Here is a 13700-nt window from a genome sequence, read left to right on the forward strand (position 1 = left end):
GGCGAGTTTCTCGCCGGCGCGCATTTTCTGTTCAGGTGCTTACTTGCTGGGGTCGCAAACCTTCCACGTGCCGTCCTGGCGTTCGAGGTCGAACGTGCGCCACGACTGCTCGCCGGTGCTCGGCAAACTTGCCTGAACCTGAGCGATCGCAGTGTCGTCGGTGATGCGAACAGCGTCGACGGCTCCGACCTGCGGGATCGTCTTCTGTGCGACGGCATTGTCGTGGACCTGAGCGAACGCCGCGTCGGGAATGGTCCGGTAGTACTCGCCCAGCGCTCCACACGTCGACGTTCGCAGAGTCGCCAGATCGCCGGTTTGCAGTGCGTCGACGTACGTCGAGATGGCGGTCTGAACCTGCGCCTCGGGTGAGCTTTCGCCGCTACCGCTGTTGGACGAGACGAAGACTGCGATGCCGATTGCCGCGAGGACGGCGACGCCGGCCGCAGCCGCCGCGATGTACCAGCCCTTGCCGCTGCGCTTGGTCTTTTCCGGCGCGGCAGGCTCGATGCGAGTCGGCATCGGCTGGGCCGGAGGCGGGGTTGGCGCGACGCCCACCCGTTGAGGCGCGGCGCGCTGCTGCGGTTGAGGCGCGGCGCGCTGCGGCGGTGGTGTGGGGGCCTGCTGCCCCGTCGGGGGCGCCACCTTGGGAATGGCGACGGTTGCCGGTTCCGGCTTGGGCTTGGGTGCCGGTGCCGGTGCCGGTGTCGGTGTTGCCGTGGGTGCCTGAGTTGCCTTGGGGATCGCGACGGTTGGTGCGCTGGTGGCTTTGGCGTCGCCGTCCGCCTTCGAGCCCGTGCCTGCCTTCTGAATCGCCACAGTCGCAGGTTCGACCGGGGCCGACTTCTCCGGCGCACCGTTCGGGGCTGCGCTCTTTTTCGAGTTGTCGTCTTTCGAGTCCGGCACGGGTAACCCTTCGGTCTTATGCAGCAATGACCATGTCAGGGTAACGACCGGTATGTACCCGGCATAACTCCGACCGTCGGCGAGGCGGTCCTGTGGCGGAAAGGCGTAGCGGGCACAATGAGCGCATGACCCAATTCGGTGACCTGCTCGGACCCAAGCCCACTCTGCTTCCCGGCGACGACGACGCGGAATCGGCACTGCTCAACCACGCTGACCCGGCCCAGGTCGCGGCCGACCATCCCACTGCCTCCATCGCGTGGGCCTACCTCGCCGAGGCTGCCCTGGACAAGGGCGAAACCATCACTGCCTACGCCTACGCGCGTACCGGCTACCACCGTGGACTCGACCAACTGCGTCGTAACGGTTGGAAGGGTTTCGGTCCCGTGCCCTACAGCCATGAACCGAACCGTGGCTTCCTGCGTTGCGTCGCAGTCTTGGCGAAGGCTGCGAAGACGATCGGTGAAGCCGACGAGTACGCGCGTTGCCTCGATCTGCTCGAAGACTGCGATCCCAACGCCGCCGAAGCGCTTGGCCTCGGTTAGCAGTTTCCGCCCGAGCCGGGCCGGCATCAAGGACCGGGCTCGCAAATCGGTGCGTCGGCTTCAGACGTCGGCGCTACCGATCATTCAATGTGCCTTGGCGGCCGGATTAGCGTGGTGGGTTGCCACCACGGTGATCGGGCACCATGCGCCGTTCTTCGCGCCGATTGCTGCCGTGGTCTCGCTCGGTCTGTCGCTGGGTGCACGATTACGACGCTCGTTCGAGTTGGTTGCGGGCGTCACGGTCGGCATCGGAATCGGCGATCTGATCATCTCCGGTATCGGGAGCGGACCGTGGCAGATCAGTTTGGTTGTCGTGCTGGCGATGTCCGTCGCGGTGCTTCTCAACAGCGGGCCGATTTTCTCCATGCAGGCGGGAAACTCGGCTGTGCTGGTGGCGACGCTCATCCCGCCGGGTGGCAGCGGCGGTCCGGATCGCATGATCGATGCCCTGGTCGGTGGTCTGGTGGGCATCGCGGTGGTCGCGATCATCCCCACCCACCCGGTACGACGCGCACGCAAGGATGCAGCATCGATCCTCGGAACAGCTTCCGAGGTACTGCAATTGGTGGCAGACGGCCTCGTCGCGAATGACCCGGACCCGATCGTGAAGGCACTGCAGAAGGCGCGCGCAACTCAAGGCGCCATCGACGGGTTGCGCAGTAATCTTCTCGGCGGGCGCGAGATCAGCCGAATCTCCCCGCTGTACTGGAACAGTCGACCTCGCCTCGAAAGGCTCATGGCAACAGCCGATCCCATCGACAACGCGTTGCGCAACATTCGAGTGCTCGCGCGTCGTTCGTTGACGTTGGTCAGAGATGACGAGATTCTCGATCCCCGTTTGGTGGCTCAGGTCGAGCGCTTGTCGAAAGCCGTTGAAGTGCTGAAAGACATGATCCTGGCGGAGCCGGGGGAGCAGCCCGATCAGGCCGAGGCTGCGCGTGTCCTGCGCTCGGTGGCCAAGGAACTGAAACCTGCGATTGTCGAGAACGCGGGCCTGTCCTCGACTGTGGTGTTCGCCCAGATTCGATCGTTGGTGGTCGACCTCCTGCAGGTCGCGGGCATGAAGCGCATCTCGTCGATCGCCACACTGCCGCCGACCGTGCCGCACCCGGCGTACGAGCCGGATCACTGACCTCTGCCCTTTCCCGCTCACTGAGCAACTCATTGTATGTATGCGAATGTATGCATATGCTCTGAGAAGGACTTGGGAGGGAACAGGACAAATGGGAGCAGGGCACGGCCATTCGCATGGCCACTCGGCAGCAGATTCGGTCGGCGTAGGACCGTCACCGCAGCGCATCAGAAAAATGGCGATCGCACTTGCGATCCTCGTCGCGTTCCTCGTGCTCGAAGCCACGGTCGGCATCCTGATCAACTCGTTGGCTCTGCTTGCCGACGCCGGTCACATGCTTACCGACTTGGTGGGTATGGCCATGGGACTGACCGCGTTGCTACTTGCGAAGAAGGGCAGCACCACCGCGGCCAGGACCTTCGGTTGGCATCGCGCCGAAGTGTTGACCGCCATGGCCAACGCGGTGATGCTGCTGGCCGTCGCGGCCTGGGTCTTCTACGAGGCAATCGGTCGGATCGGAAACGAACCCGAGATCCCTGGCGGTGCCCTGATCATCACCGCGGCTGCCGGTTTGGCCGCGAACATCGTCGTGATGCTGATGCTGCGCGGTGACTCCAAGGACAGCCTGGCGGTGCGCGGCGCCTACCTCGAAGTGCTTGCCGACGCCGTCGGTAGCGTCGGTGTTCTGATCGCCGGTGGCCTTGTCCTGCTGTTCAACTGGACGTGGGCGGACGTCGTCGTCGGTGTTCTCATCTCGCTGTGGGTGGTGCCGCGTGCGATCAAACTGGCCGCAGCATCGCTGCGCATTCTGACACAGGCGTCGCCGGCCGACGTCGACGTCGAAGCAGTCGAGGCCGACTTGGCCGCCCTGCCGAGCGTGATGGGTGTTCACGACCTACATGTCTGGACTCTCACCACCGGCATGGATGTCGCCACGGTCCACCTGACCAGTGACGCGAATTCGTCGAACGTTCTGGAATCCGCACGTACCGTCCTCGAGAGTCACGGTCTTTCCCACGCCACCGTCCAGGTGGAATCGTGTGCCAACGGCGAGCACTGCGAGAAGAACGTCACTTGGTGAAGCGGGTGATCTCCTTGCCCGGCTTCCAGAGGTCTACGTACATGTGCTCGTCGTCGACAGTCGTATGCACCACCTCGTTGATGTCGAGAACGAAGAGGTGCAGGGGCTTCGGAACCTCGTAGGTGTAGCTTGCCAGCACGGCTTCGAACTCGTCGCCAGTCACCTCGCGTGCGATTCCGGCGATTTTCGCATCGCCGCCTTCCATCGTGTGCTCGCCGGGATTGCTGTGGAGGGCGTAGCGCCCGTCGCGGATGAGGTCCTTCGCCTTGAGCGCGCCGAACATCGAACCGAGCACCAGACGCCCGTCGAGGATCTCGACTTCGGTGCCGCTGACCCTCGGTGAACCGTCCTTGCGCAGCGTTGCGAGGACGTGATGCTTGTGGGCTTTGAATCGCGCTTGGACCGCGTCGGCGAGGGCGGGAACTTCTTCGGAGAACTGCTTCCAGGTGACCATGACGGTCATTGTGCACCCCTATTCCTGACAACTTCTGTCAGTGATTCTCGGTAATGTTCGCGTCATGAGATCCGCGCGGTTGCTTCAACTCATGTTGCGTTTGCAGGGCAGTCGTGGCGTCGTTGCCGATCAGTTGGCCGACGAGTTCGGTGTATCGGTGCGGACGATCTACCGCGACGTGGCCTCGTTGTCGGCTGCCGGAGTGCCGATCTGGACCGAGAGCGGACCGGGCGGTGGCGTCCGTCTGCTCGACGGTTGGCAGTCCAAACTCTCCGGTATGACGGACGACGAGACGTCCGCGCTCATGCTGTTGGGTGTGCCGTCCATCGCTGCGGATCTCGGGCGATCCGACGCCGTCGGTTCGGCGGGGGCCAAACTGCTCCGCACCCTGCCCGGACCGCTGCGCGAGAGCGCGCGCGTGTGGCAGGACCGAATCCTGGTCGACGTCCCAGGCTGGTTCGGCGGCGTCGACGACATCTCCGCACTTCCGATCGTCACATCTGCCGTGCTCGACTCGCGTCGGCTGCGGTTCATCTATCGCGATCGGGAGCGGACGGTCGAACCGCTGGGGTTGGTCATCAAAGCCGGCGTTTGGTACCTCGTGGCGGGTTTGAACGGACGTACCCTCTCGTTCCGGGTAGGCCGCATCAAAAACGCCGTGGTAGAAGATGATTCGTTCGCCCGGCCGTTGGATTTCGACCTGGCGTCGTGGTGGGCGGCGTCGATGGCCGAGTTCGACCGGTCGCTGCTCCGTTTCCACTGCCGAGTGCGGGTGTCGCCTGAGGGAAGGCGTCGGCTCCCCGATGTGGTGGGCGAGCTTGCCGCTGCTGTCGAAGTGGGACCAGAGGACAACGACGGATGGGTGAGTGCCGAGCTGAAACTCGAGAGCGAGGATGTCGCGCTCTCACAGTTGATCGGGCTGGGCGTAGACGTCGAGGTGCTCGAACCCTCGTCCTTGCGTGACGGGATGCGCACCGTGGCGGAGCGGATGCTGCTCCGCCACGGGTAGGTGATCAGGCCGTCGCAGAACGCTTTGCCAGCAGACGGGTAATACCTAGTTGAGCTGCAACGATGATCGCACCAACCACCAGGCCAAGCGCTGCCGACGCAAGTGTGTTGACGATCCACGCCAATACACCGCCGACTCCGGCGATGTCACTGACTGCTTCTTCGCCATGATGAACGGCATCGTAGAGCGGGTGGAAGCCCAGTTCGTCGATGCCGACCAACAGAATGTGGCCACCGACCCACAGCATCGCGGCGGTACCCACCACCGAGAGCACCGACATCACGTGAGGCATGCCGCGAACCAGGCCTCGGCCGACCTTGTGGGTGAAGCCCGATGACGTCTCGGCGATTTTCAAGCCGATGTCGTCCATCTTCACGATCAGTCCGACGACGCCGTAGACGACCACGGTGATGACCACGGCGACGACGGCGAGAATTACCAACCGGCTCCAGAAACCTTCGCCCGCGATGGTGTTGAGTGCAATCACCATGATCTCGGCGGACAGGATCAGGTCGGTGCGCACGGCGCCCGAAACCACAGCCTCTTCGTCGCGCGGATGCTCGTCGGCCGTTTCGTGGTGGTCACCGTGGCCGAAGATTGCACCCCAGATCTTGTGCACTGCTTCGTAGCTGAGGTAACAGCCGCCGACCATCAACAGGGGAGTCAGCAGCCAGGGAAGGAACTGACTCAGCAACAGAGCGATCGGCAGAATGATCAGCAGCTTGTTGCGCAGCGATCCGATGGCGATGCGCTTGATGATCGGTAATTCGCGTTCGGCCGCGAGCCCGCGGACATACTGCGGTGTGACGGCTGCGTCGTCGATGACCACGCCTGCAGCTTTGGCGGTCGCCTTACCGGTTGCGGCGGCGACGTCGTCGATCGAGGCGGCTGCCATACGAGCCAGGGCTGCCACGTCGTCGAGCAGGGCGAAGAGTCCGCCGGCCATCACAGACCTCCAGTGGAATCAGTGGAAAAAGGTGGCCGGACCGAACCGGTGGCGCAATTACTTGATCGCACGAGGTCTCTATCCATGATCGTCGTAGGTGAGGTCAGGTCACCTGGAACGATACCGGGGGCATCCGTCAGGGACGACCTCGCTCGGTCGATTGCCCTTCGTCACGAAAGGTCTTCCCGACCCGGTGCTCGCATGTAAGACTGCACAGAAGATCGATCGAAACGGGGCACTATGCGTGAACCAGACACTGCACAGGTCGCCAAGACTTTCGACGCAATGGCGGCGCACTACGACCGACAGATCGGGCGCTTCGAACGCTTTGTGCTCGGCGACGCCCGGAAATGGGCTGTGGACCAGGCCCACGGGCGCGTGGTCGAGATCGCCGTGGGAACCGGGCTGAACCTGCCTCTCTACGGGGATGACGTCGATTACGTCATCGGCGTGGATATCTCGAGTGCGATGCTCGATCAGGCCAGGATGAAAGTCTCCGAGGGGGTGAAGACCGAAGTCGACCTACGTCTCGGCGACGTGCAGGCACTCGATGTTCCCGACGAGTGCGTGGACACGTTGGTGTCCACGTACGCCTTTTGCACGATCCCCGATCCGGACCGAGTTGCGAGCGAAGCATTTCGGGTCCTGGTGCCTGGAGGTCGGTTCGTTCTCGCGGAGCACGGGCCGAGCAAGAACATTGTTGCGCGCACATTGATGAAGGCCGTGGAACCGCTTTTCGTACGGTTCGGTGCTGATCACCTCACCCGCGAACCGGTCGGATACCTCGAAAACGCAGGCTTCCTGATCGACGAGGTGCAGCGCAGCGGACGGGGCGGAATCGTGTTTCGTGTGGTGGCGCGGAAGCCGGATCCCGAATGGACGGCGCTCGGTCACTGACGTCCGAGCACCGTCCATGGAGTTTGCTCAGCCCAGGCGCTCCAGGATGGTCGCGTTGGCCAACCCACCTGCCTCACACATGGTCTGGAGCCCGTAGCGCGCGCCGCGCTGTTCCATCGCATTGACCAGGGTGGTCATGATCCGCGTTCCACTGCCGCCCAGCGGGTGACCGAGTGCGATGGCGCCGCCGTGGACGTTCACCTTGGACAGGTCGACGCCGGTATCCGCTGCCCACGAGAGGACCACTGGGGCAAAGGCCTCGTTGACCTCGAACAGGTCGATGTCCGAAACCGTCAACCCCGCACGGGCCAGGACCTTCTGCGTAGCCGGGATCACCGCGGTGAGCATGTAGAGCGGATCGTCGCCGGCGACGGCGAAGCTGTGCAACCGTGCCTTCGGGGTGAGGCCGAGTTTCGCGGCGATCTCACTGGTCGTGATCATCACCGCCGAACTGCCGTCCGAAAGCGGGCTGCTGTTGCCCGCGGTGATGGACCAGTCGATCTGCGGGCATCGCTGTGCGTAGTAGTCGGATTCGAAGGCGGTCCGTAGGCCGCCAAGGGTCTCGACCGTGGTGCCGGGGCGGATCGCTTCGTCGACCGACAGCTGCGGGAGCGTAGCGAGTTCCTTGGTGAAGTACCCACTCTCGGTTGCCAGCGCTGCTTTCCGATGACTCGACGCCGAGAACTCGTCGAGTTGGGTGCGGCTCAGTCCCCACTTGGCGGCGATCAATTCGGCGCTGATGCCCTGCGGAACCAGACCGTCCGGGTAACGCTCTTCGAAACCTATCCCGAGTGACTCGCGCCCGACGCTGCTCGAGCCCATCGGCACTCGGCTCATCGACTCGACTCCGGCAGCGACGACGATCTCGTATGCCCCGGCGATGACGCCCTGAGCGGCAAAATGAACCGCTTGTTGGCTACTTCCACACTGTCGGTCGACCGTGGTCCCCGGAACCGACTCGGGGTAGCCGGCGGCAAGAAGTGCAGTGCGAGTGACATTCTGGCTTTGCTCGCCGACTTGACTGACCGCACCGCCGATGACGTCGTCGATCAGTGCGGCATCGATTCCGGTTCGCTCGACCACCGCTTTCAGGCTGTGGGCGAGCAGGTCGACGGCATTGATGCCGTGCAGTGCGCCGTTGGCCTTTCCCTTGCCGATCGGAGTGCGAACGGCTTCGACGATAACTGCGTCTCTCATGACAAATTCCTTTCAGGGATGGCGGATTCAGCGGGGACAACTGGGGAGGGTGCAGTAGCCGGGGTCATTCCCAGTGATGCCAGTGCAGAGGCAAGCGCGACAGCGAAGATCACCCACCAGGCCTGACGGAAAGTGTCAGGGGCGACGGAGGAGCCGAGAACCGCGATCAGAACGCTCACGCCGAGAACGGTTCCGATCTGTCGGCTCATGCTGATGATTGCGCTACCGGTGGCTGATCGAGCCGGCGCCAGATCTGCGGTGGCCTGGGACAGAATGGTCGGGAGGGCAAGGCCGACGCCGATTCCGGCGATGATCCAGCCCGGCAGGAGTCCGGTCGCGTAGTTGGGCGTTGAATCGACCGAGACGAGGACCAATACCGTTCCGACAGCCCACAGAATGCTGCCGAGTGCGGCGACGCGTCCGGCCGAGTACTTGCGCGAAAGCGAGCCGCCGGCGATTGCGAACAGTGGAACCAGAAGTGGACCCGGCGAGACGGCGAAGCCGGTTCGCAATGCCGAGTATCCCCAAACTTCCTGCAGCCAAAGGATGTTCGAGAGCAGACCGGCGGCAAATGCCGCACTGAACAAGATGGCGGTGACGTTGGACCAGGCAAATGAGCGGATCTTCAGAAGGTCGGGAGCAATCAAAGGAGTGCGATGGCGAGAGTTGCTCCACCAGAACGAGAGTAGGGTGACGGTGGCGACGGCGAAGGCTATCAGAACGCGGCTGTCGGTCCATCCCCAGTCCGGACCCTGGACGAGAGCGAGTGCAAGAGAGCCGATTCCGACTGTGAGCAGGGCGGCGCCGACGAAGTCGATTCCGGCATCGCTGTCTTTGTGTGTCGTGTCGGGGACGAGCCGGACTGCCAAGTAAAGCAATACGATCCCCACCGGAACGTTGATCAGGAAGACCCAGCGCCACGACGCTTCGACGAGAATCCCGCCGACGACAGGCCCGAATGCCGCTGCTGCCGCACCGGCCGCCGCCCAGATGCGCACGCCGGATTGGCGTTTCGCAGCCGGGAGTGCGCTGATCAAGAGGCCGAGGCTGGCCGGGGTGAGCGCTGCGGCGCCGACTGCCTGAACGATGCGGAATGCCACCAGTGCCCACAATGACGGACTGAAAGCGCAGGCGGCGCTGGCGAGGGTGAACAGCGCGAGGCCGGCGATGAAGGCGCGCTTGTGCCCGATCCTGTCCGCCCAGCGTCCGAGGGGTATCAACAGTGCGGCGTAGATGATCGCGTAGCTGTTGAGGATCCAACTGAACTCGCCGAGCGAGTGACCCGGGTAGCTCTTGGCGATGTCGCCGAAGGCCACGTTGACCACGAAAAGATCGAGGCTGGCGACAAACGGCGCCCCCGACAGTATGGCGAGGAGGGGTCCGGTCCGCACCGGCTGGCTATGAAGTTCCATAGTCAGCAATCTAGACTCTGGCTATGGTTATGGCAAGCCAGGGGGTATGATGAATTGCATGGACGCTGTACGACTGACCGGAGTGCTCGAAGATCGCGACGCCTGGCGGGCCACGCACTGTTCGATCGGGCGGGCCATGGAAGTGGTCGGCACTCGCTCGGCAATGCTGATTCTGCGAGAGGCCTATTACGGCACAACGCGATTCGACGACTTCGCGTCGCGAGTCGGCATCACCGAGGCGGTTGCGTCGGCGAGGCTGAAAGAACTCACTGAGGCGGGCCTCTTCGAGCGTGTGCCGTACAAGGAACCTGGAAAGCGGACGCGGCACGAGTACGTGCTCACCGAGAAGGGTCGTGACCTGCTGCCGGCAGTTCTGGCGCTGATGCAGTGGGGGGACAAGTACCTGCACGGAGGAAAAGGTGGACCGCTGGAGGTGGCGGACGACGCTACCGGCGAGCGCGTTCGCGTCGAGGTGCGCAGTGAGTCGGGGCGTGAAGTGCCTTTGGGGGAGTTGCGGGTATCTGTCAACAAATCGCGCGGGCGGTAGCTTTTGGCGCGCTCGAATATTCATGTACTTCAACGGGTCTCGAGTGTTCTTTGCTTTTGAAGTTGTCCGTTACGTCCCTGGTTATCGAAAGTATGTTCGATTAAACTTTGGTATGGACAGTCGGGATGCGTGGCAGCTGGATGGTGAGGGCCTCAAGAGTGAGGTTCTGGATCTGGTGCGCGTGCGGCATGAGTTGCAGTCGCGGATGGTGTTGTTGATCGTGGAGATGTTTTCCCGGGAGGCTCTGGTCGGGAAGGGTTTTCGGGCGATCGCGCAGTGGTTGCATGGTTCGACGAATCTGGAGATCGGTGAGTGCAGTCTGCTGGTCAGTCTGGCGCGGTTGCTGTTGCTCGAACCTGTTGTGGCGGATGCATTCCACCGCGGCGATGTGGATGCGTTGAAGGCTCGACAGGTGGCGTCGTTTTGTCAGCATCCGCCGAAAAACATGACGCCGGCGGATGTGGACAAGGCCCGCGGGATCCTGTTGGAGTTGGCGTCGAAGAACATCGCGGATTGTGATGCGGTGCGGGCGGCGATCCGGCGGATCGAGAAGCAGTACGGAAAACGCGAGGACGGCGTCCCGGTCGGGGAGGATTCGGAGCGCAACGAGTTCTACGCCTCGAAAGGCTTGTACGGGCGGGTGTCGGTGAAGGGCGATCTGGATGCCGTGAACGGGGCACGTCTGATCACGTTGTTGTCGAGTTTGTCGGCGCCGACGCCGGAGAAGGACGGCGTCAAGGACACTCGCGCTCCGGCATTACGACGGGCGGACGGGTTCTGCGAGTTGTTGCGGCGGTATGAGCGGGCGGGGTTGGGTCCGATCGAGGGCGGAGTGAAACCGCACATCACTGTCACGGCCAGCGCGAAAGACATGACGGATATGCAGGCGCTGAAGGATCTACTGCCGTCGACTCAGGAACTGGGGTTCGCGTGGACGGATTGGGTGGGCCCGATCAGTATCGACACTGCCCGAATGTTGGCCTGCGACTGCACGGTCACGCGGATTTTGTTGGATGAGAATGGTGTTCCGCTCGAGTGCGGTAAGGAAGCAAGGACCGCGACAGTACCGCAGGGGCGGGCGTTGGCGGTGCGTGATGGTGGGTGTGCGTTTCCGGGGTGCGGAACTCCGTCAGGGTGGTGCGATGCTCACCATATCGTTCACTGGAATGATGGTGGCCCAACGGATCTCGACAACCTGATTCTGTTGTGTGGCCATCATCATCGGACACTGCACCACACGGAATGGCGGGTCGAGATCGGCCCCGATCGGAAGACGGTGTTCTACCCACCGATGTCCGCTGATCCGTATCAGCATCCGATCGGCGGGAACAGTCCACCGACAGCGGCGTGAACCTCCACAACTGAAGACTCGAGCACCGGGGCATAACCATGCCCCGGTGCTCGAGCCTGCGTTCTGGAGTCTTGGTGGCTGGGCGTCAGCTCAGTGACTTCTTGAACCCGACATGGGAGGCGACAAATCCGAGTCGCTCGTAGAAGTCGTGAGCTTCCTTGCGAGTTTGATCCGAGGTGAGCTGCGCCAAGAAGGCGCCGCGCCGGGCACCTTCTTCGCAGGCCCATCGGATCATCGAACTGCCGATGCCCTTGCTGCGGAAGTCCTCGTGCACGCGAACGGCTTCGATCTGCAGGCGAGTCGCGCCCATCCGGCTCATACCCGGAATGAAGGTCAATTGCATTGTGCCGATTACAGCGTCGCCGACCAGAACGGTGACGAGGAGTTGCGCCGGATCCTCGTCGATTCGTTTGAAGGCGTCCTCGTAGATCGTTCGGGCTTCGGGGTTGGTCGTCTCCCGGGTGCTCCCGATCGGGTCGTCGGCGAGCAAGTCGATCAGTGCTTCCACGTGTCGAATCTCGGCCCGCGTGAGGGTGTATTCCACTCCGCCGGACTGAAATGACGTCGCAATCATCGATGCTCCCCTGAAGAAGAATGAATGTCTGAAATGTCAGACTCTCACGAGTCTCCTCCAGCGCACTCGATCACGTCCAGAAACGCATGAGGGCGTTACCGAGCATGGCGTAGTAGTCGGACACCCCGCTCAATTCGAAGATCCAGTAGATCGCGTCGAAGAAGACGACATTGATCTGCGGGACAAACAGGAGCGCAACCAACAGGAGCAGCCCGTACGGCTTGAACTGGTCGAGTTGGTGCCGTGTGTTGGGTGCGAGGTAGGGCTCCAGTGCGTTGTAACCGTCCAGACCGGGGACTGGTAGCAGGTTCAAAACTGTTGCCATGACCTGCAAGAAGGCCAGGAAACTGAGGCCGGCCCAGAACGTCAGATGCTCGGCCGATGAGCCGTACGTACGTATGACGACGAGGAGGATCACGGCGGCGACGGCGTTCGTGAACGGACCGGCGAGCGATATTCGGGCCTGCACCTTGGGCGGGAACATCCCGGTGCGCAGGTACACGGCGCCGCCGGGAAGCCCGATGCCGCCCAACGCGATGAACAGCACCGGCAGTCCGATCGAGAGCATCGGATGGCTGTACTTAAGCGGGTTGAGAGTCAGGTAGCCACGAGCCTCGACGTCGGTGTCTCCGTGACGCCACGCCAGATACGCATGGGCGAACTCGTGCAAGCACAGCGTGACCACCCAGCCGGCAACCACGAGGACAAAAACACCCGCGCGGCCCGCGATGGAACCCCACGTCGAGTTCCAAGCGACGACTCCGGCGATGACGGTGACGGCAACTACGCCGAGGAAGACGGGGCTGGGTCTAACCGCCGACCGTGCTGCTCCGGTTCTCACCTGACCAACAACCAAGTCTTGTCGTGCCGGTAGAAGGTCGAACGCTTGAGATCGCGCGGGTTGGGCACACCGTCGCGAACCAGGCGAGCTGCGGGCGAGCCCAGCTGTATCGCTCGGCCTTCCAGCCAGCGTCGTCCGCTCCATCGACTCTTACGATCGACAGATGCCTTGATGCCGGGGAGCTTGGGGCTCGGCACTATCCGGATGCCAGGGACTGTGCCGGAGAACAGTTTGTTGTCGTCGACGTAGGCCTCGCCGATCAGTTCGGCGGCATCGGCTGGGCCCGTGACGGTTGCTGCGCCGACCAGCGCTATTCCGGCGTCGTCACGAATGAGCGGCACGGTGTGGACTGTGCCTTTCAACGCCGTGCGCGCAGCCCGTGCACCAGTCGCGAGTTTGTACGCGTCGGTTGCATCGGACCTGTTCTCGGTGACGTAGGCGAGTTCGACGTGGAGTCGCTCGAGTCGCATCAACCGCGTCAATGCCGCGGCAAACGCGCCGTCGTTGCCCACGACGATCAAGCGCGGCTCCGTCACGACCTGCAGTTGGGACAGTGCCTCGTCGAAGTCTTGCTTCTCCGGAAGCTCGGGGACAGTGAACGACGTGAGTTCACCCAGGGGGAGTGGAACCGGCGAATCGCCACATTTGAGCACCACAGGGGTCAAAGCCACTCCTAGCTCGATCAGACTTCTTTTCGGGTAGTGGGACCTCGCCACCCTTCCCCGAAATGGCCGTCCGAATCACTGCCGACGATCTTAGTGCGAGTCTCTGTGTCGACTCGCAATCGTGATGGTCACCGGCCAAATTCTGGACCGTCAGGTCTGCTCTGGTGCTCTGGGCTAGACTGCTCCTTCGGTCACTGCAACAGTTCGGC

Annotated in this window: 15 protein-coding genes; 7 read left to right on the forward strand and 8 right to left on the reverse strand. The window is 62.9% G+C overall.

All coding sequences use genetic code 11. The features are described 5' to 3' along the window. Nucleotides 1-39 precede the first annotated feature (39 nt). Nucleotides 40-903 carry a nuclear transport factor 2 family protein gene (locus tag ACFWAD_RS25430; protein ID WP_378548857.1) on the reverse strand — a complete coding sequence of 288 codons (864 nt, stop codon included), beginning with the start codon at nucleotides 901-903 and terminating at the stop codon, nucleotides 40-42. A 125-nt stretch (nucleotides 904-1028) separates the two neighbouring features. Between ACFWAD_RS25430 and ACFWAD_RS25435 the strand changes: the two genes are divergently transcribed. From ACFWAD_RS25435 to ACFWAD_RS25445, 3 genes are all read left to right on the forward strand, one after another. After that, nucleotides 1029-1445, forward strand: coding sequence for a DUF3151 domain-containing protein (locus tag ACFWAD_RS25435; RefSeq protein ID WP_042452165.1), 417 nt, complete (start codon nucleotides 1029-1031; stop codon nucleotides 1443-1445). Then, a complete protein-coding gene (locus tag ACFWAD_RS25440; RefSeq protein WP_378536122.1) occupies nucleotides 1432-2577 on the forward strand; it encodes an aromatic acid exporter family protein in 1146 nt (381 codons plus the stop codon). The genes ACFWAD_RS25435 and ACFWAD_RS25440 overlap by 14 nt, the downstream gene beginning before the upstream one ends. A gap of 91 nt (nucleotides 2578-2668) precedes the next feature. After that, nucleotides 2669-3598, forward strand: coding sequence for a cation diffusion facilitator family transporter (locus ACFWAD_RS25445; protein ID WP_378548859.1), 930 nt, complete (start codon nucleotides 2669-2671; stop codon nucleotides 3596-3598). Here the strand turns inward: ACFWAD_RS25445 and ACFWAD_RS25450 are convergent. Then, nucleotides 3588-4052, reverse strand: coding sequence for a pyridoxamine 5'-phosphate oxidase family protein (locus ACFWAD_RS25450; RefSeq protein WP_378549208.1), 465 nt, complete (start codon nucleotides 4050-4052; stop codon nucleotides 3588-3590). The two genes, ACFWAD_RS25445 and ACFWAD_RS25450, sit on opposite strands and share 11 nt — an antisense overlap. 64 nt (nucleotides 4053-4116) lie before the next feature. Between ACFWAD_RS25450 and ACFWAD_RS25455 the strand changes: the two genes are divergently transcribed. Next, nucleotides 4117-5061 carry a helix-turn-helix transcriptional regulator gene (locus tag ACFWAD_RS25455; RefSeq protein WP_378548862.1) on the forward strand — a complete coding sequence of 315 codons (945 nt, stop codon included), beginning with the start codon at nucleotides 4117-4119 and terminating at the stop codon, nucleotides 5059-5061. 4 nt (nucleotides 5062-5065) lie between these two features. On the opposite strand, the gene ACFWAD_RS25460 is transcribed toward ACFWAD_RS25455, so the two are convergent. Then, nucleotides 5066-6007, reverse strand: a complete 942-nt coding sequence (locus tag ACFWAD_RS25460) for a DUF808 domain-containing protein (RefSeq protein WP_029254756.1) — start codon at nucleotides 6005-6007, stop codon at nucleotides 5066-5068. A 240-nt stretch (nucleotides 6008-6247) separates the two neighbouring features. Here ACFWAD_RS25460 and ACFWAD_RS25465 point away from each other — a divergent pair, with 240 nt between their 5' ends. Further along, the gene (locus ACFWAD_RS25465; RefSeq protein ID WP_378536128.1) at nucleotides 6248-6904 is read left to right on the forward strand and encodes a class I SAM-dependent methyltransferase; all 657 of its coding nucleotides are present in this window, start codon (nucleotides 6248-6250) and stop codon (nucleotides 6902-6904) included. A gap of 27 nt (nucleotides 6905-6931) precedes the next feature. Here the strand turns inward: ACFWAD_RS25465 and ACFWAD_RS25470 are convergent, their stop codons facing one another. Then, on the reverse strand, nucleotides 6932-8101 hold the full coding sequence (locus tag ACFWAD_RS25470; RefSeq protein ID WP_378548866.1) for a thiolase family protein: 1170 nt from the start codon (nucleotides 8099-8101) through the stop codon (nucleotides 6932-6934). Continuing rightward, nucleotides 8098-9513 (reverse strand): MFS transporter, encoded by a 1416-nt coding sequence (locus ACFWAD_RS25475; protein WP_378548869.1) that lies wholly within the window; start codon nucleotides 9511-9513, stop codon nucleotides 8098-8100. Before ACFWAD_RS25475 ends, ACFWAD_RS25470 begins: the two co-directional genes overlap by 4 nt. A gap of 58 nt (nucleotides 9514-9571) precedes the next feature. On the opposite strand from ACFWAD_RS25475, the gene ACFWAD_RS25480 reads away from it, so the two are divergent. Together ACFWAD_RS25480 and ACFWAD_RS25485 are read left to right on the forward strand one after the other, a co-directional pair. Continuing rightward, nucleotides 9572-10060: a winged helix-turn-helix transcriptional regulator gene (locus ACFWAD_RS25480; protein ID WP_378536134.1), complete on the forward strand. Its 489-nt coding sequence runs from the start codon at nucleotides 9572-9574 to the stop codon at nucleotides 10058-10060. A gap of 112 nt (nucleotides 10061-10172) precedes the next feature. After that, nucleotides 10173-11411, forward strand: coding sequence for a DUF222 domain-containing protein (locus tag ACFWAD_RS25485; protein WP_378548872.1), 1239 nt, complete (start codon nucleotides 10173-10175; stop codon nucleotides 11409-11411). Nucleotides 11412-11496: 85 nt separating this feature from the next. Here ACFWAD_RS25485 and ACFWAD_RS25490 read toward each other — a convergent pair whose 3' ends face one another. The 3 genes from ACFWAD_RS25490 to ACFWAD_RS25500 form a co-directional block, all read right to left on the reverse strand. Further along, on the reverse strand, nucleotides 11497-11985 hold the full coding sequence (locus ACFWAD_RS25490; protein WP_378548875.1) for a GNAT family N-acetyltransferase: 489 nt from the start codon (nucleotides 11983-11985) through the stop codon (nucleotides 11497-11499). 70 nt (nucleotides 11986-12055) lie between these two features. Further along, complete coding sequence (locus ACFWAD_RS25495; RefSeq protein ID WP_378548878.1) at nucleotides 12056-12826, reverse strand: site-2 protease family protein; 771 nt, start codon at nucleotides 12824-12826, stop codon at nucleotides 12056-12058. Continuing rightward, a complete protein-coding gene (locus tag ACFWAD_RS25500) occupies nucleotides 12823-13497 on the reverse strand; it encodes a hypothetical protein (protein ID WP_230816302.1) in 675 nt (224 codons plus the stop codon). The genes ACFWAD_RS25495 and ACFWAD_RS25500 overlap by 4 nt, the downstream gene beginning before the upstream one ends. Nucleotides 13498-13700 lie beyond the last annotated feature (203 nt).

Origin of the sequence: Rhodococcus sp. NPDC059969, assembly GCF_042738325.1 — a bacterium.
Classification (GTDB): domain Bacteria; phylum Actinomycetota; class Actinomycetes; order Mycobacteriales; family Mycobacteriaceae; genus Rhodococcus_F.

What these genes read in the sequence shown, in the direction of transcription:
- ACFWAD_RS25480 (WP_378536134.1), top strand. Translation starts at nt 9,572, where the DNA reads ATGGACGCTGTACGACTGACCGGAGTGCTCGAAGATCGCGACGCCTGG.
- ACFWAD_RS25485 (WP_378548872.1), top strand. Translation starts at nt 10,173, where the DNA reads ATGGACAGTCGGGATGCGTGGCAGCTGGATGGTGAGGGCCTCAAGAGT.
- ACFWAD_RS25470 (WP_378548866.1), bottom strand. Translation starts at nt 8,101, where the DNA reads ATGAGAGACGCAGTTATCGTCGAAGCCGTTCGCACTCCGATCGGCAAG.
- ACFWAD_RS25435 (WP_042452165.1), top strand. Translation starts at nt 1,029, where the DNA reads ATGACCCAATTCGGTGACCTGCTCGGACCCAAGCCCACTCTGCTTCCC.
- ACFWAD_RS25460 (WP_029254756.1), bottom strand. Translation starts at nt 6,007, where the DNA reads ATGGCCGGCGGACTCTTCGCCCTGCTCGACGACGTGGCAGCCCTGGCT.
- ACFWAD_RS25465 (WP_378536128.1), top strand. Translation starts at nt 6,248, where the DNA reads ATGCGTGAACCAGACACTGCACAGGTCGCCAAGACTTTCGACGCAATG.
- ACFWAD_RS25450 (WP_378549208.1), bottom strand. Translation starts at nt 4,052, where the DNA reads ATGGTCACCTGGAAGCAGTTCTCCGAAGAAGTTCCCGCCCTCGCCGAC.
- ACFWAD_RS25445 (WP_378548859.1), top strand. Translation starts at nt 2,669, where the DNA reads ATGGGAGCAGGGCACGGCCATTCGCATGGCCACTCGGCAGCAGATTCG.
- ACFWAD_RS25490 (WP_378548875.1), bottom strand. Translation starts at nt 11,985, where the DNA reads ATGATTGCGACGTCATTTCAGTCCGGCGGAGTGGAATACACCCTCACG.
- ACFWAD_RS25475 (WP_378548869.1), bottom strand. Translation starts at nt 9,513, where the DNA reads ATGGAACTTCATAGCCAGCCGGTGCGGACCGGACCCCTCCTCGCCATA.
- ACFWAD_RS25455 (WP_378548862.1), top strand. Translation starts at nt 4,117, where the DNA reads ATGAGATCCGCGCGGTTGCTTCAACTCATGTTGCGTTTGCAGGGCAGT.